We start from the raw sequence: 17,373 nt of genomic DNA, 5'->3' as shown, positions 1-17,373 counted from the left end.
CAGGCTACCAACCTACCCGCCGAAAAGACGGCGCGCTCTGCGCGCCGCCGCATATGGTCAAGCCGGGACCGTCAGTTCGACACGGCGCTCACATCGGCCAGAGTGGCGACATCGGGTGCTTCCTTGATCAGGCCCATCTGCAGCAGCAGATCTCCGGCCGTCTTGGAGAACTCCTGGAATTCCTTGGTGAAGAATTCCTTATTGTCAGCCTTGTCGGCCCATTTGAGGTATTTCGCCGAATCCTCGAATTCCTTGGCCGACTGTTTCACATCGGCGCCCATGATCTCGTAGGATTTCTGAGGATCCTTCTTGATCAGGTCGAGCGCGTCGAAATAGCTGTCGGCGAGCGCCTTTGCGGCGTCTGGATTGGCCTTGAGGAATTCGGGCGTGCAACCGACCGTGTCGAGCACCATCGGATAGTCCAGCGTTGTCGCCAGGATGTGGCCCTGATCGGCCTTGTCGCGCACGGCCGAGATGAAGGGCTCGTAGGTGACGGCGGCGTCGTTCTGGCCGGCAAGAAATGCCTGCGCTGCCGCATCCGGTTCCAAATTCACCACCGTCATATCCTTCGTCGACATGCCGGCCTTGTTCAGCACCCAGGCCAGCATGAAATAAGGCGAGGTGCCCGGCGCCGAAGACGCAACGTTCTTGCCCTTGAGGTCCGCCACCGTCTTGATGTCGTTTCGCGCCACGATGCCGTCGGCGCCATAGGATTTGTCGAGCTGGAAGATCTGCTTGGTGGTGACGCCGCTGGCGTTCCAGACCAGCCACGTCTCCACCGTCGTGGCGGCACATTGCAGGTCGCCACTGGCGATTGCGAGCGGGCGGCTCGCCTGCGGCACCTTTTTCAGCGTGACGTCGAGCCCATGCTTTTCGAAGAGGCCAGCCTGCTTGGCAAGCGTCAGCGGCGCGAAGCCGGTCCACCCACTGATGCCGATGGTAACCGATGTGGCCGCCATAACCGGGGCAGACAGGCCGACGGAGAGCGCCAGGATCGAGGCGAAGATGGCAATTCTGTTCATATGGAGTTCCCCTTTTGTTTTATCTCCGGGGAATTGTCTCACAGACGCCTATCGGCTTGTCAATCAACAGGATGGTGAGGTGCTTGCCGGCAGGGGCGCCAACTCCTCCCTAACAAATGCGCGCCGGCCAGTTTGCGAATGGTCTTGCTCAGCGGCCGTCGAACATACCGCTGCGGTTGCGCCACATCTTCTCGCCAATCTGACAGTCGCTGGCGGGCGTGTCCCGGGCCAGGGCCAATGGCCGACGGCCCGCCTCTTCCGCCGCCCATTGTGGTGACGCCGGACCGGCCAGTTCCAGCACAAGCTTGCGGCGTATCGCTTCGGGAAACTGCGTCCAGTCATTGACCGGAATCATGAAGGCACCGGGCCCGCCGATGACGCAGTCGCTGTAATAGCGGTCGAGATTGTCGACATCGTAGCCGCCGGAAAAGCCGCCCCGGGTCATCAGCGGCAAACCGTTGATGATGATACCTTGCCTGACCAGCCCATCGCGGGCGACGGTGACCGGCACGCCTTGGTTGTTGGGGCCATCGCCAGAGATATCGATGACCCGCTTCGTTCCCTGGTGCCCGCTTTCGGCGAAGAGATCGCCGCCGAACTCCAGCGCACCGGAGATCGAGGTGCGTCGGGCGCTATTGGGCGGATGCGCAGACATTTGCGCGACCACACGCTCTGCATCGGCACGGCTGGCGACGACAGTCCATGGCACGATCACCCGCTGCCAGCTGCTCCCGGCCCATTCGACATAGGTGACGGCGATCTTGCCATAGGCTCCATCGGCGATGGCCCGCAGCACATTGTCATGAGTCAGCGCCGCCGCGTAGCCCCGCCGCTGGATGTCAAGCTCATCCGCCGACATCGACAGCGAAACATCGACGGCCAGCACCAGCTCTACATCAACCGGTTCATCCGCGCGGGAACCAGGCGCCAGCCAGAACAGCAGCACCAGCGCCGAAAGGAGACGTCTTGCACGGCAGGAAGCAGACATGCCGCAACGCTAAGCGAGAATTGCATTTCGGCAAAGAAAAAAGCCCGTCCAGCCGGGCTTTCAGTGGCGACCCAAGAGCTCAGCCACGCGGCTTCAAATTCTCTGGGTCGTAGAGCGGCTTGTAGCCGACCGCGGCCACCTCGACCGGATAGGTCTCGCCGAAATACTCCAGTTTGAGCTTGCGGCCTTCCTGGGCATAAGAGTGCGGCAGATAGGCAAGCGCGATGTTCTTGCCGATGGTCGGGCCATAGGCCACCGATGTGGTGAACGAGCGGCGGCCGAGTTCGTCGACCAGCGTCTCGCCGGTGGCGGGATCCAGCACGGGCATGATACCGACCGGATAGCGCGCGACACCTTTCGAATCGGTGTTTTCGGTCATCACCAGCGTGCAGAGCATTGCTGGCTGGTGCTCGCGGGCCCGATACTCCAGATGTTTGGCCTTGCCGCAGAAATCGTTTTCCTTGACCTTCGGGCGTGCCAGATCGGCTTCGAGCAGATTGTACTCGGTTAAAAGGTCGGCGTTCTGGAGGCGCAGGCTCTTTTCCATGCGGCGCGTGTTGGCATAGGTCTCGACGCCGAACGGCATCACGCCGGTGGAGCGCAGCGCGTCCCAGACAGCCAGGCCGTCCTCATAGCGCATGTGCAGTTCCCAGCCTTGCTCACCGACATAGGAGATGCGGAAAGCGGTGACGTCCTTGCCGCCGATGCGCACCGGCTTGATCGCCGCGAAGGGGAAGTTCTCAATCGACAGTCCGCCCGGATTCTCGACCACCTTCTGCAGCGTCGCGCGGGCATTCGGGCCCCATATGCCGATGGTGACATATTTCTCGGTCACATCGGTGATGGTGACGTCGAAGCCTTTGTCCTGGGCAGTGCGGCGCATATACTGGAAATCACGCGGACCGGCATCGGCGCCGTCGATCAAACGGCAGCGGTCGGCCATGCGGATGACCGTGAAGTCGGCGCGCACCATGCCCTCCTCATCGAGGAAATGGGTGTAGATGCCCTTGCCGATATTGTTGTCGCCGCCGATCTTGGCCGCGCACAGCCACTCCAGCAACGCGACATGGTCCGGCCCTTCAATGTCGTACATCGAAAAATGCGACAGGTTGACGATGCCGCAATCCTCGCTCATCGCGAGATGCTCGGCATTGGAGACGCGCCAGAAATGGCGGTTGTCCCATTCGTTCTCGCGCACCGGCACCCGGTTGCCGTATTTCTCCAGAAGGTGCTCGTTGGCGGCATAGCCGTGCGCCCGCTCCCAGCCGCCCAGTTCCATGAAATAGCCGCCGAGTTCCTTCTCCCGCTCCCAGAATGGCGAGCGCCTGATGTTGCGGCCCTTGGAGAACGGCTCGCGCGGATGCACCGCCGGATTGTAGACCTTCATCGCCGTTTCGGTGCAGCGATCCCAGATGAATTGCTCCTTGGTCTGGTGCGGATAGAAACGCGCATAGTCGACGGCGTGATGGTCGATCCCCGTGCGGCCGTCGGTCATCCAGTCGGCAATCAGCTTGCCCATGCCCGGGCCGTCCTTGACCCAGATCGCGACGGCGTACCAGAGTCCACGGACCTTCTGACTCTCGCCCATCGACGGGCCGCCATCGGCCGTCACCTGCAGCAGACCGTTGAAGGAATGGCTTTCATTGTAGCCCAGTCCGCCCAGGATCGGCGTCAGCTCCATGGCGCGTTCGAGCGGCGCCAGGATCTGCTCCATATCGAGGTCGCGCTGCGACGGCGACAAGCGCGCCTGGTCCTTCTCCAGTAGGTCGCGCGGGTGGCAGAGACGCGGATTGGTCTCTTCGTAATAGCCCCACTCGATCTGGCCGCCCTCGGCGGTCTTGGGATCGCCGGTATCGCGCATATAGGCCGAATTGCCCTGGTCGCGCAGCAGCGGCCAGCCGATCTCCTTGCCGGTGCCTGCGAACTCATTATAGGGGCCGAAAAAGGTCAGCGGATGGTCGATCGGCATGACCGGCAAATCCTCGCCGACCATCTCGGCGATCAGCCGGCCCCAGATGCCGGCGCAGACGATGACATAGTCCGCCTCGATGGTGCCGCGATCGGTGACAACGGCGCTGATGCGGCCGTCCTTGACGACAAGCGACTTCGCGGGGGTGTTGGCGAAGGATTTAAGCTTTCCCGACGCCTCCGCCTGGTCGACAAGCTTGCCGGCGACCGTCTGCGAGCGCGGAATGACCAGGCCGGCGTCGGGATCCCACAGGCCGCCCTGCACAACCGCCTCTTCGATCAGCGGGAATTTCTCCTTGATCTCGGCCGGTTCGATCAGGCGTGCACGTGTGCCGAACGCCTTGGCAGAGGCGATCTTGCGCTTGATCTCATCCATGCGGCCGTCATCGCCAACGCGGGCGACTTCGAGCCCACCGATGCGGGCGTAGTGGCCCATCTTTTCGTAGAAATCGATCGAGTAGAGCGTCGTCCAGCAGGACAGGAAATCATGACTGGTCGTGTAGCAGAAGTCGGACGCATGCGCGGTCGAACCGATATCGGTCGGGATGCCCGACTTGTCGATGCCGACAATGTCGTCCCAGCCTCGCTCGATCAGATGATGGGCGATCGATGCGCCGACAATCCCGCCAAGGCCGATGATGACGACCTTCGCCTTTTTCGGAAACTCTGCCATGGCCCGCTGCTCCAAATGCTGTGGCGGGCGGCGTCGGCGCCCGCTTGATCGGCGCACAATATGCAGGCGACGGCCACCGCGCCACCGCCTGTTTGCGACACGCCGCAAGTGCCCCGCGACCCGGCATGGATCAGACAAAAGTGCCTGCTCAGGCGAAGGCCCAGATGTCCTCGGCCTGGAAGCCGACTTGGTAGCCGGCGGTCTTCAGCTTGACCACAACCTGGCCGATCTCGGCGGCCGGCAGCGCGCCGACCTCGACCTTGATCATGCCGGGGCGGTAGCGCTTGAGGTCGAGCTGTTCGAAGACGATCCAGTCGGCGCCTTCGCAGTCGACGAGGAAAGCGTCGATGTGGGTGATGCCGTTACGGTCGAGCAGCGTCTGCAACGTTTCCGATTGCACCTCGATATCCCTGAGATGCGGCGCGAACTTGTTGAAGTTGGCGTCGGCCTCGCCCCAGGCATTCTTGCCCGACATCAGATTGGTGTCGGTCACCGACGAACAGCCAATGAACTCGATGGGCAGCGTGCCGGCCTCGAGCGCGGCGGCGTCGAAGGTGTGGACGGTGATCGTGCCCTTGCTCTTCGTCACCGCCACCGGCTCGATAATGAACCGGCCTGTATCGGGGTAATTGGCGCGCAGCCGTTTCTGATTGTAGGGGATCGGCTCGACCAGCATGGCTCGGGCGTGCGGAATCCGATGCAGCCAGGGTGTCACGTCATCGAACAGCGCGCCGTCGCAGGCACCGACATTGACCATCTGGAACGGCCGGCCCGCACCGCCGAATCGCGCCTTCAGTGCCGCCTTGGCCAAGAATTTCGTGCCGCGCAATGAGGGCCCGCGATCGAGCAGGCCGGCCGGAAGGCCGAGGGACAGCGCAACGCGCGCAAGGCTGGATACTGAACTCATGGCTTGTCTCCGGGAATGACGTTCGAGGTGGCGTGATGCCGCTCGCGGCCCATTGCCGACCACAGCGCCATGAAGGGCGCCGCCAGGAGCAGGAAGGGCGGGATCAGGTGGGGGAAGTAGATGCGCGTGTCGTGGATCGGGAAAACGGTGAATTTCGCCAGCGCGCCCAGTACCAGAGCCGCGAACAGGATAGCGGCCCGACGATCGAGCCGGAAGCCGGCTCGGGCGGCCGTGTACCAGCCGGCGAGCGCCAGCACCGACACGCCGACCCAGCTGTTCATGTTGAGGGCGCGCAGCAGTGACGCGGCAAACGCCCTGAGATAGGCCGCGACCGAAAACGGCGGTTCGAACCCATCCATATTGTAATGCTGCTCGATGCTGGAGAACAATAGATGCGGCCACCAGCCGGGATGATGAGCCCAGTGCGAGATGGCGAAATAAGCAATGAAGGACGCGGCAAAGCCGGCCAGCGCACCCCATGCCTTTTGCCGGAACGCGACCAGCAGCACCGCGAAAACAGCCAGGAAGACGATATTGTCGGGGCGCACCATGAAGCCGAGGAAAAGCAGGATCGCCGTTGCAGCCTCGCGGCCGCGGACATAGGCGTAGAGGCCACCCAGCAGTAGCGCCGATCCGAGCAGATCCGGCGTCGAGGCGCGCGCGGCGTCGCCAAAGTCAGCCATGATCATCACGGCGCCGATCACCGGCGCCAAAGCCAGGGCCTGCTCCGAGCGCAGCCACAGCAGCACGACAGCGCCGAACAGCAGCACGGAGAACACCGACACCAGGCGCATCGCCTCGACCGGCGACATCACCGAACTCATCGTCGACAGGATCTCGGCATAGAGAAACTTGATCCGGTACATGCCGAGCAGCGAATGGAAGTCCGCGGCATTCTCCGTCATGTGGCTGCGAAAGCCGCCGCCATCGTCCGTCAGCGCCTTATAATCGCTCGCAGACACGCCGGCCTTGACGGTACTGTAGGCGTAGTCATGCAGCGCCTGCACGTCTGGATAGGTGCCCTCTTCCGATATGGCGAGATAGGGCAGCATGTCCCAGTTGGCATCCGGCATCACCCATGCCGTGAACGCCGTCAACAGGATGTACAGCGCGAAGGACGCCGCCCCGATCGGAGCGGCCAGCCGCGCATAGGTGCCCTCGGCCCACGCCAGGCCGGTCCCCACGAGCCGGTCGAGCGGGTGTTGCGCCGCGGGAGACCTGGTCAGCATCGTTATGTCCAAAGGCCTTCTCTCAACGGACCTGACTTTTGACGAAATCCTTGACGATCGACACGATGCCCCGCGACAGAAGGCTGTCGAAGGCGTCGACGAAGCGGTCGACATGTTCGCGCTGGCAGATCAGCGGCGGTTCGAGCCGGATGACGTTGCGGTTGTATTCGGTGAAGGCGACCAGGACGTCGTAGTCGCGCAGCAGCAGCGCGCCGACGAAACCCGACAGCGAGCCCTTTAGCTTGTCGTCGAGAACGCTGACGATCGGCCGCAGCACCATCGGCAAGGTCTGCGAGAAGTCGTGGAATTCGAGGCCAACCATGAAGCCCTTGCCGCGCACGTCCTTGATGATCTTCGGATATTTCTCCTTGAGCACCTGCAGCCGCTGCAGGAGGTAGTCGCCGGTGACGGCGGCGTTGTCGATCAGCCCCTCGTCATAGAGCACGTTGATGCCCTCGATCGCGGTGACGCAGGCCTCGCCCATGCCGCCGAATGTCGCCATGGCGTGGATCATCGCCGTCTTCGGCGTTCCATAGGCCTTCATGTAGATTTCGCGGCGCGCAATCATAGCACCGACCGCCGCCTTGCCAGCGCCCAGCGACTTGGCCAGCGCCGTCACATCGGGCACGACGCCGTAATGCTCGAAGGCATAGAAGCGGCCCGAACGGCCATAGCCGCACTGGACCTCGTCGGCCACCCACAGCACGCCATATTGGTCGCACAAGGCTCGCAGCTTCTGCCAGTATTCGGCCGGCGCCTGGATGATGCCGCCACCACCCTGGATCGTTTCGAGCACAATCACACCGACTTCCGGATCGGAGCGGAACAGGCGCTCGACCGCATCGATGTCGGCGAAGGGAATGCGGACGGTGTTCTCGGCCATCTTGAAGTCGGCGCGGTAGAGCTGGCCGTCGGTGATGCCGAGCACGCCCTTCGTCTTGCCGTGGAAAGAATTCTCGGCATAGACGATTTTGGGCCGTTTCGCGCCGGCGGCGCGTTCGGCGAGTTTCACCGCGGCTTCCATCGCTTCCGAGCCGGACGAGCCCAGGAACACCATGTCGAGATCGCCGGGCGAGCACTTGGCGATGTTGTGCGCAAGCGCTGCCGCGTACTGCGACATGAAGGCGATGGCGATTTCCTGGCGCTTCTCGTCCTCGAATTTCTTCCGGGCTTCGAGAATTCGGGGGTGGTTGTGCCCGAAGGCCAGGGATCCGAAGCCGCCGAAGAAATCGAGGATCTTGCGGCCGTTCTGGTCGATGTAGAACATGCCCTCGGCGCGCTCGATCTTGATCTTGTGAAAGCCGAGTAGCTTCATGAAATGCAACTGGCCGGGGTTGAGATGCGCCTTGAACAGATCGGTCATGCGCGCGACATCCATCGACTTCGCCTGCTCGACGCTGATCAGGTCGGGCTTGGCGATGGTTGCCGGCGACCGCGCCGGCGCGCTGACCACGGCGCGCGCATTCGTCTGTTCGGGCTTGGTCATGACGGTCATCTCAATCTCCTGTCTGCGCGCATGGCCAGGGCCACGCGCAACGAAAGCCGTTTGGCGAGCCTCTTATTCGGCCGGCACATGTGCGGTGGCGGCGATCTGCCCCGTCTTCTTGGCGCGGTACTCGGTGTAGGCGGCGATCAGCATGTCCTCGTCGCGATAGTGCGGCACCCAGCCGAGCTGGCGTCCGGCCTTGGACACGTCGAGCACGCATTCCTCGTCGGCGATCAGATATTGCTCGGGATCCATGATCGGCATGTTCATGAGGTCGAGCAGGTCGAGCGTGCGCTTCACCGCCCAGCCCGGCGTTGGCACCAGGATCGATCTGGACCCGGCATGCCTGATCAGATCGCCGAGCAATTTCTTCACCGGCGGCGGGTTGAGCGAACCGAGATTATAGGCCTCGTTGGGCACGCCGGCCTTCCAGGCGGCGCGGGCAGCTTCCGCACAATCGAAAACGGAAATGAACTGATAGGGATTGCGGCCCGAGCCGATCATCGGCACCGGCAGATTCCAGTCGATGAGCTTGAACAGCTTTTCGAGAATACCGAGCCTCCCAGGCCCAATGATCAGGCGCGGGCGGAACAGCGAAATGGATATGCCGCGCTTGCGCCACTCGGCGGCCAGTTCCTCGGTCTTCTGTTTCGACCAGCCATATTCGCCGAGCGGCGCAACCGGGTGATCCTCCGTCATGGGCCGGGTGACCGTGTGGCCATAGATCATGTCGGTCGTATAGTGGACAAGCTTGGCGACGCCCGCTTTGTCCATGGCCTGCATGATGTGCTCGGTTCCGTGGAAATTGACCGGGAAGAAGAAGTCGTGCCGCTTGGCACGCACCTGGATCGGCGACAGCATCTTGGCCGACAGATTGTAGACCATGTCGTCGGCCTTGAGCCTCACCGCGGCAACGGACGCCGGGTCGGTGACATCGCACTTGATGAAGCCGACGCTGCGATAATGCGGCAGATTACTCTTGACGATGTCGGCGACCAAGACCTCTTCGCCATCGGCCACAAGCTTCGGGGCAAGGTGGCGCCCGACGAAACCGTCGCCACCGAAAATCACATGTCTCATCGAACGGTCTCGCTGTGAATCTTGTCGGACGAAAGGGATGCCGTTTCCACCCTATGCCCACGCCCGCTCTGCGCGATTAGGATCGTGCCGACGCAGATGAAGGCGATGCCGGCGATGCGCCAGCCATTGAGGTCCTCGTGAAAGACGAGGTAGGCCACGATGGCTACGGCGACGTAGGCGAGGCTGAGGAACGGATAGGCAAAGGAAAGCTCGACCTTGGACAGCACATAAAGGTGCGACGCCATCGAGATGACGAAGGTGCACAGGCCGAGGAACACCCAGGGACTGAAGACGATTTGCAGCAGTTTGACGACCGGATTGACGCCGTCGAATGAAATCGGCCCGAGCGACATCATTCCTTGCTTCAGCATAAGCTGCGCTGCGGCGTTGGTCATGACCGTAAAGAGAATGAAGACGATATATTTCATATGTTCCCAGCCAGCCCGGCACGCCTTGTACTACAAACCCGCAAACATTTCGTGAAGTCACAAATATGTTCTGGGTGAACCGCATGTTTACGATTCGCTAACCAAGAATTACTCAACTTCTATCTATTCGGCCGCCTCCGCCGAACCACGCTCCGTGTTCAGCGTCATGGCGGTCCGCGCCCAGAAGCTCGACATGAAGGCAGGATCGCGTAGCGCCTCGAGCCGAGCCCATTCGGGAAAGGACGAGGCGAAGATGTCTGCGCTCATGCGGGCGTCCTTGTAGGGATTAACCGCGCCCCCCGCGTCGACCGTGATGCGATCGAGTTCGCGCAGCAGTGCCAGCGTCGCCGGCCCGCGATTGGGGAAGTCCAATGTCAGCGTGTAGCCCGGACGCGGAAACGACAGCAGCGCCGGTGAGCGGATCGAGCCGAAACGCTTGAGCACAGTGAGGAATGATCCCTGTCCGACCCGCCTCGCGGCCGACAGCAAGGCCGGCACGGCTGTGCGCGCCATCTGCTCCGGCACCACGCTCTGGTGCTGGAAAAGCCCTTTGGGGCCGTAAAGCCTATTCCAGTCGCGAACGCCGTCGAGGGGAAAGAAGAAGCCCTGATAACCAACTTGGCCTGGCCCCGTCGATCGTCCCTTTTTCCACCGGTAGGCAGCGTTGAAGGCCGTTAGGAACGGCCAATTGAGGACGTTGAAGGCCGGCTGGAACGGGACCGAGAGGGAGCCTCCGGCACGTGAGGCCGCATGTGATCCATGTTCGGCATGATTGCCGGTAAAGAGCAGACCACGACCACTATTGCGCCCGGCGGCAAGCTGGTCGATCCAGGCGACAGCGTACTCATTAGCCTGATCGGCCGCCTCGGCCAGGCCGAAGAATTCGCCGAGGTCGCGAAACGGCGTCACCCTCTCGACGATATCGAGTGAATGCACCCGCATCAGCCGGATCGAGGCCGACAGGATCAGGCCTGTCAAACCCATGCCACCGATCGTCGCCGCGAACAGGCTAGGATTGTCCGTGGCTGAGCAGCGCCAGGTCCTGCCGTCGGACCGCAACAGCGTGAAGCTCTCCACATGACAGCCGAAACTGCCGCGCCGATGATGGTTCTTGCCATGTACGTCGTTGGCGATGGCGCCGCCGAGGGTGACGAACTGCGTGCCCGGGACGACCGCCGGGAAAAAGCCATGCGGCGCCGCATGTGCGATGATCTCGGACAACAGCACGCCGGCGTCCGCCTCCAGCACGCCCGTTTCGGCTTTGAAGGAACGGATATTGTTGAGCGGCCGCATGTCGATGACCGTGCCGGCCTCGTTCTGGCAGGAATCGCCATAGGAGCGGCCATTGCCGTAGGCAAGCAGCGATGCCGGCCTGGCCTGGCCTCGCCTTAGCAGTGCGATGCCGTCCTCGACCCCAATCGCGCGTGGCGCCGGCGGCGTGGCACGGCCAAAGCTTTGGAACTGTTCGGGGGCCATGCCTACCAGCCTCCGGCTACCAGCAGCACCGCGCCGATCAGCACCACGATTTGGCTGCGCCAGTCGCGGATGATGAAGACGACCGGATCATCATGCATTTCGTCGCGCCGCGCCAGGATCCATACTCGCATGGTGAGGTAGAGCACGATCGGCGCCAGCGGCCAGATGAGCCAGGGATGAGGATAGAGCTCGCGCACCGCGACACTGTCCATGTAAAGAGCCAGGACCAGCGCCGACGAGAAGGCCGAAGCCATGCCGGCCTGGGCGACGATCTCCTGGTCCTCGGTGCGATAGCCCCGCCCTGCGATGCGCTCGCCGGGCGGAATCGCCGTGGTGCGCAGTTCGACGAAGCGCTTCACCAACGCCAGCGACAGGAAGAAGAAGATCGAGAAGGCGAGCAGCCAGAACGATACGTCGACGCCGGTCGCGGCCGCTCCGGCCACGACGCGGATCGTGTAAAGGCCGGCGAGGGTCAGAACGTCGACCAGCAGCATGCGCTTGAACGACAATGAATAGGCCGTGGTCAGCACTATGTAGCCAGCGAGCACGCCAAGGAATTCGAACGACAGAAACAGGCTAGTGCCGATGCCGATCGCCAGCAGCACCAAGATCGCGCCAAGACCGAAAGGGATCGACAGCGCCCCGCTGGCAAACGGCCTGTTGCGCTTGGTGACATGCTTCCGGTCGAGCGCGAGATCGAAGAAATCGTTGAGAATATAGATGGCCGACGCCACAGCGCTGAACGCGATGACCGCCAGCAGGCATTGCCAGATCATGTCGGTATTGAAATATTCGTGCGACAGTACCATCGGCACCGCGATCAGCGAGTTCTTCAGCCATTGGTGGACGCGCAGCATCTTGACCAGCGTTCGGAATGTCGGCCTCGGAGCCAGCATCGTTTCCGCGCCATGCGCCGCCTGCCAGCGCGCGGCATGGCGGTCGGGTGCGACGACGATGGCGTTGCGGGCGGCATCGAAGACTTGGAGGTCATGGCGGCTGTTGCCGGCGTAGTCGAAGCCGCCGTCGCCATAGGCCGCGATCAGCGACGCGCGTTTTTTGCCCGAGGTCAGATTGTCGAGGCCGTCGGTCGCCAGGACGCGGTCGAAAACGCCGAGATGGCTGGCGATGGCATCCGCGAATTTGCGCGGCGTACCCGTTGCCAGCACGATCTTGCGGCCATCGGCATGTTCGGCGTGGATGCGTTGCAGCAACGCTTCGCGATAGGGCAGCGACGCGGGATCGATGTCTATGCGTTGGGCGATCGCCTGCTTTAGGCGGGCCGGCCCGCCGGCCGCCCACAAGGGCACGAGAAAGATATAAAGCGGGTTCTTCTTGAGAAGGATGAACAGACCCTCCCACAACAGGTCGGTCGCAATCAGCGTGCCGTCGAGGTCGACTGCAAGCGGTATTGTGTTCCTGTCCGACCGCGCGTCCATCCGTCCTGACCTGCCAGCCTGCTCCGGGCAGGCCGGAGTTCATCGCGCCGCTTTTCGGCGTCGTGGAGCGGGTATAGAGGGCAACAGGATAGCGAAGGTTAAAACGGCTGGCGCAGGGGCTATTCGGAGAGCTGTATTTCCCTCATTGTCGTTAAGCAAGAGTCACCCGGAACGATAAAAGGCCGAGCAAAGCGCCCGGCCTTTTCTGTCATGCCGTCCAAGATTACTTGATGCGGGCCACGCCGCCCGAGATCTCGATCGTTTCCGAACCGGTCAGGGCTTCCAGGTCGCCATTCGGCAAGGTGACGAAACACCCGCTGGAGCAGAACTCGACGGTTTCGCCTGCCGCCAGCGCGAGGTCCGTCTTGCTGCCGCCTTCGGTCACGACCAGCGTACGGGTCTCGGCGTCCTTGTTGACCGCGCTGGCCGCATCGGCCGAGCCGGCGGCGAGAGCCAGGGCGACGGCAGCGACAAGAGACTTCCACATGGTGCGATATCGGTGTTCCCACCGCCTCTGTTGCATTTCACAAGGCATTCTCGCCTTTGCATGGAAGCTTATATGAGTTGGAAGCTGAACCGCAACTGAATGCCGCATTCATGCCGCAATGCTTTGACGTCTTCGAGTCCGCGCCCGATCGAGAGCCTCCGCAGCAAAACCAAAGCCTAGCTAGTCGGGGTCGGGCTTGCGCGCCTTGCGCCCTGGTCTTGCAAGCCGTTTTGCCTCGGCGCCGGCCGCCAGCCTGGCTTGCTCCTGCTCGGCGAAGGCGGCCTCGATCTTGTCGTCATCGGTGGGCCAGGCTTTGGGCTTGCTCATCTCGACTACGGCGCGCGGCGTCGAGGGTATCTCGATGTGCTCGTCGGCGAACCGCTCGAGCACCGCGAACCGGATGTCGTTCTGCACGATGTTGCCGTTCATCACATCGGCCAGGAACACCCGGATCTCGAATTCGAGCGCGGCGGCGCCGAAATTGGAGAATAGGACAAACGGTTCGGGATTCTTCAGCGTCAGCGGGTGCGAGCGTGCAATGTCGAGCAGGACGGCATGGACCTGCTTGACGTCGCTGCCATAGGCGACGCCGACCCTGATGTCGATGCGACCGAGCTTGTTGCGGTGCGTCCAGTTGCCGACCGCATTGTTGATCAGGTTCGAATTGGGCAGGATCACCGACTGGCGCTGGAAGGTCTCGATCTCGGTGGCGCGCACGCTGATCTTCTTGACCGTACCGCTGACATCGCCGGCGACGATCCAGTCGCCGACCTTGAACGGCCTCTCGGCCAGCAGGATCAGACCGGAGACGAAATTCGACACCACGTTCTGCAGGCCAAAACCGATGCCGAGCGAAAGGGCGCCGGCCACCAGCGCCAGGCTGGAAAGGTCGATACCGGCGGCTGAAATGCCGACCAGCGCCGCCAGTGCGACCCCGGCATAGCCGACCGCCAGCCGGATCGAGTTGCGCACTCCGGTATCGACCTTGCCGCGCGCCATCACCGATCCGTCGAGCCAGCCCTGGAACCAGCGTGTCAGGAAATAGCCGATGACGAAGATGACGATGCCGGAGAGGATCCCGGTGACCGAGATCGTCACCGAACCGATATTGATTCCGGTTGCGAGCTTGTAGCCCCAGGCCTGGATATCGCCCGGCTGAAACCCCCACATCAACAGGATCAGGGGCAGGAAGACCAGCACGATCAAGAGGTTGATGCCGATGCTGACGACGAGGCCGAACTGGTCGAGCGCCGTGTCCTCGTAGCTCGAATTGGCCGACAGCCAGCGCCCGATCGAGGTGTTGGCGAAAGCCCCCTCCTCGCCGATCGCCCGCGCCGACAGGAAACCGATATAGGCGGTGACGAGTGCAGTGCCGGTGACGACGACCTGCAAGGACACGAAAAGGGCCAGGCCGATATAACCGAGCAAGGCGGCGACGATGGTGAACAAGCCGAGAGCCAGTGACAAATAGCGCAACCAAGCCGGCCAGGGCCGCCAGCTGCCGTCGCTCGACTTGAACGGCCGCAGCATCGACATCAGGATCAGGATGATCCCGACAACAATGGTGGCGACGAAGCTGCGGGCGATGGTCAGGGAAAGCGGCGAGCCCATCTTGTCGTTGACCACCGACAGGAAGGTGTTGAAGCTGATAACGACGGCCATGGCAGTGGCCAGGCGCACCAGCCAGCGTGCCGGCCCGGTTTCGACCGGGATCAGGCGCCAGTTCGGCAACCGAGGCGAAAGAGCCGCGTTGGTCAGGCGGTTGACGCAGAACACCACCCCGATGACCGTCGCCAAGGCGTTGAGAAACAAGCCGATGTCGCCCCTCAACACGTTGTAATAGTTGAAGAAGAAAATGGTCGAGCCGAGAAAGGCGCCGACCGCCACTGTCGGCAGCAAAGTCGACCAGAAGGCCACCGATAGGCGGCTGAGATAGGACGGATCTTCGATGGCCGGATTGGCCTCGAAGACGCGCCCGAACAACCGCCTGCCGCCCACCAGCAGAACCAGGGCCAGCCCAAGCGCCACGAAAGTCGCTGCGACGATGGCCTGGAACTTGAACCTGAACGCGAAGCTCAGCCATGACGACACGGCCTTGTAGAAATTGCCGAACTCTTCGGTGGCATCCGAAAAGACTTGCGGGCTCAGCGCATCCGACAGCACGTATCGCTTGGTCAGGAGATTGCGAAACAGCTCGCTGCGCATGTTGCCGATCTTGTCGAGGAGACCGCTGATGCGGATCGACAGGGTCTGCGCAATCGAGATGACAACGTTGATCTCCGCCTTTTCGGACACCAGCGCCTGGCGCTCGCCGCTGACTATGTCGGGCTCCGGCGGCTGTCCGGCGGCGGGCGCCGGGCCGAGCTGATCCAGCCTGGTGTTGATCTCACCGAGACGCGTGCGGAAGGCGAGCGCGCTGTTCAACGACTGCCGCGACAGTTCCTCGAGTTGAAGACGGATCTCGACAAGGCTGGCGTCGTCCTCGCCGTCCTCGTCGATCTTCTTTTCGAAATTGTCGGTCTTGGCCGTCAGATCCTGCAGGATTTTCTGCTGGTCGGCGATAAGACCCGCGGGCGCTTGACCCAGCCCCTGCGCCGACGCGTCGAGCGACAGCGGCGCCAACACGACGAGCGTCAAAAGCAGAATGAGACGTAGCAATCTCGACAGCATGATGTGTGGGCGACTCATCGACGGCAGGGCAATCTGAAACCTTTTCCCTGATAAAGACGGCCATATGATGGGGCAAGCGGCGCATCGGGCCCGCGGTTCCCGATCTCTGGCTCGCCATCGTCGCCCCATGGCTGGCCCAGTCACAGGTCACCGGTTCACGGGTCGGCCAGTCGAAAAGCCATGGCGCAATACTGGCCTTGCGGACGCCGCCTGCTCTATAGTCTGCCGCATCGCCCGAACCGGATGACAATGATGGCAGAGTATTCGGCCCTTTCGCTGCTTGCGAACGCGCTCAAGGGAAACAAGGACTGGAAACCAGCCTGGCGCAAGCCGGATCCGAAGGCGTCCTATGACGTCATCATCATCGGCGGCGGAGGGCACGGGCTGTCTACAGCTTATTATCTTGCCAAGGAACACGGCATCACCAATGTCGCCGTGCTCGAAAAGGGCTGGCTGGGCTCCGGCAATGTCGGCCGCAACACCACGGCCGTGCGCTCGAACTACCTGTTGCCTGCCAACACCCGCTTCTACGAACATTCGATGAAGCTCTGGGAGAACCTGTCGCACGATCTCAATTACAACGTCATGTTCTCGCAGCGTGGCTGCCTAAACCTGGCCCACACCCCCGCGCAATTCGATGATTATGCAAGGCGCGGCAACGCAATGCGCCATCTCGGCGTCGATGCCGAACTGATGACCACGGCGCAGATCAAGCGCCTGATCCCGGCGCTGGACGTTTCCGACAGCGCGCGTTTTCCGGTGGTCGGTGGCCTCATGCAACGGCGCGCCGGGACCGCCCGCCACGATGCCGTCGCGTGGGGCTACGCGCGCGGTGCCGACCGTCGCGGTGTCGACATCATCGAGAATTGCGAGGTCACCGGCTTCCTACGCGATGGCGACCGCATCACCGGCGTCACGACCTCGCGCGGCGACATCCGCGCCAAGAAGGTCGCCGTCTCGGTAGCCGGCAGCACCGGACGCGTCATGCGGCTGGCCGGCATCGAGACCATGCCGATCGAGAGCCATGTGCTGCAGGCCTTCGTCACCGAATCGCTGAAGCCCTTCATCGATACCGTCGTGACCTTCGGCATGGGCCATTTCTACCTGTCCCAGTCGGACAAGGGTGGCCTGGTCTATGGCGGAGACATCGACGGCTACAACAGCTACGCCCAGCGCGGCAACCTACCCGTCGTCGACGAGGTGATGAGCGAGATGCTGGCACTCTTCCCGGGCCTGGCCCGCGTGCGCATGCTGCGCTCATGGGGCGGTGTCTGCGACATGTCGATGGACGGATCGCCGATCATCACCACCGGCCCGCTGCCCGGAATGTATCTGAACTGCGGCTGGTGCTATGGCGGCTTCAAGGCCACGCCGGCCTCCGGCTGGTGCTTTGCCTGGACCATCGCCAAGGACGAGCCGCACGACCTCAACGCCTCCTTCACGCTGGACCGCTTCCACCGGGGCCTGGTCATCGACGACAAGGGCCAGGGTGCCACCCCCCGGCTTCACTGAGCAAGGCGACA

General features: G+C 62.6%; 13 protein-coding genes. 1 reads left to right on the top strand and 12 read right to left on the bottom strand.

The genetic code is table 11. The annotated features are described in order from the left end of the window. Positions 1 to 71: 71 nt before the first annotated feature. From LB513_RS09900 to LB513_RS09845, 12 genes are all read right to left on the bottom strand, one after another. Positions 72 to 1,022 (bottom strand): ABC transporter substrate-binding protein, encoded by a 951-nt coding sequence (locus LB513_RS09900; RefSeq protein WP_224663288.1) that lies wholly within the window; start codon positions 1,020 to 1,022, stop codon positions 72 to 74. Between the two features lie 148 nt (positions 1,023 to 1,170). Further along, positions 1,171 to 2,010: a DUF1194 domain-containing protein gene (locus LB513_RS09895; RefSeq protein ID WP_224663287.1), complete on the bottom strand. Its 840-nt coding sequence runs from the start codon at positions 2,008 to 2,010 to the stop codon at positions 1,171 to 1,173. A 79-nt stretch (positions 2,011 to 2,089) separates the two neighbouring features. Beyond that, the gene (locus LB513_RS09890; RefSeq protein ID WP_224663286.1) at positions 2,090 to 4,651 is read right to left on the bottom strand and encodes an FAD-dependent oxidoreductase; all 2,562 of its coding nucleotides are present in this window, start codon (positions 4,649 to 4,651) and stop codon (positions 2,090 to 2,092) included. A 148-nt stretch (positions 4,652 to 4,799) separates the two neighbouring features. Further along, on the bottom strand, positions 4,800 to 5,558 hold the full coding sequence (locus LB513_RS09885; protein ID WP_224663285.1) for an FkbM family methyltransferase: 759 nt from the start codon (positions 5,556 to 5,558) through the stop codon (positions 4,800 to 4,802). Beyond that, entirely contained in the window at positions 5,555 to 6,787 is a 1,233-nt protein-coding gene (locus LB513_RS09880; protein WP_224663284.1) for a hypothetical protein, read from the bottom strand. Before LB513_RS09880 ends, LB513_RS09885 begins: the two co-directional genes overlap by 4 nt. A gap of 22 nt (positions 6,788 to 6,809) precedes the next feature. Next, entirely contained in the window at positions 6,810 to 8,282 is a 1,473-nt protein-coding gene (locus LB513_RS09875) for an aspartate aminotransferase family protein (protein ID WP_224663283.1), read from the bottom strand. A 63-nt stretch (positions 8,283 to 8,345) separates the two neighbouring features. Then, entirely contained in the window at positions 8,346 to 9,353 is a 1,008-nt protein-coding gene (locus LB513_RS09870) for an NAD-dependent epimerase/dehydratase family protein (protein WP_224663282.1), read from the bottom strand. Continuing rightward, positions 9,350 to 9,781 (bottom strand): EamA family transporter, encoded by a 432-nt coding sequence (locus LB513_RS09865; RefSeq protein ID WP_224663281.1) that lies wholly within the window; start codon positions 9,779 to 9,781, stop codon positions 9,350 to 9,352. Before LB513_RS09865 ends, LB513_RS09870 begins: the two co-directional genes overlap by 4 nt. A 123-nt stretch (positions 9,782 to 9,904) precedes the next feature. Further along, positions 9,905 to 11,257, bottom strand: coding sequence for an FAD-dependent oxidoreductase (locus LB513_RS09860; RefSeq protein WP_224663280.1), 1,353 nt, complete (start codon positions 11,255 to 11,257; stop codon positions 9,905 to 9,907). Positions 11,258 to 11,259: 2 nt separating this feature from the next. Continuing rightward, positions 11,260 to 12,693 (bottom strand): UbiA family prenyltransferase, encoded by a 1,434-nt coding sequence (locus LB513_RS09855; RefSeq protein WP_224663279.1) that lies wholly within the window; start codon positions 12,691 to 12,693, stop codon positions 11,260 to 11,262. A gap of 223 nt (positions 12,694 to 12,916) precedes the next feature. Further along, complete coding sequence (locus LB513_RS09850) at positions 12,917 to 13,180, bottom strand: hypothetical protein (protein WP_224663278.1); 264 nt, start codon at positions 13,178 to 13,180, stop codon at positions 12,917 to 12,919. Between the two features lie 180 nt (positions 13,181 to 13,360). Beyond that, complete coding sequence (locus tag LB513_RS09845; protein ID WP_224663277.1) at positions 13,361 to 15,850, bottom strand: mechanosensitive ion channel family protein; 2,490 nt, start codon at positions 15,848 to 15,850, stop codon at positions 13,361 to 13,363. Between the two features lie 252 nt (positions 15,851 to 16,102). On the opposite strand from LB513_RS09845, the gene LB513_RS09840 reads away from it, so the two are divergent. Then, positions 16,103 to 17,362: a sarcosine oxidase subunit beta gene (locus LB513_RS09840; protein ID WP_224663276.1), complete on the top strand. Its 1,260-nt coding sequence runs from the start codon at positions 16,103 to 16,105 to the stop codon at positions 17,360 to 17,362. Positions 17,363 to 17,373: the final 11 nt, after the last annotated feature.

This window comes from Mesorhizobium sp. ES1-1, assembly GCF_020164785.1.
In the GTDB taxonomy this organism is placed as follows: Bacteria; Pseudomonadota; Alphaproteobacteria; order Rhizobiales; family Rhizobiaceae; genus Mesorhizobium.
This window is presented reverse-complemented; position numbering and strand designations above follow the sequence as displayed.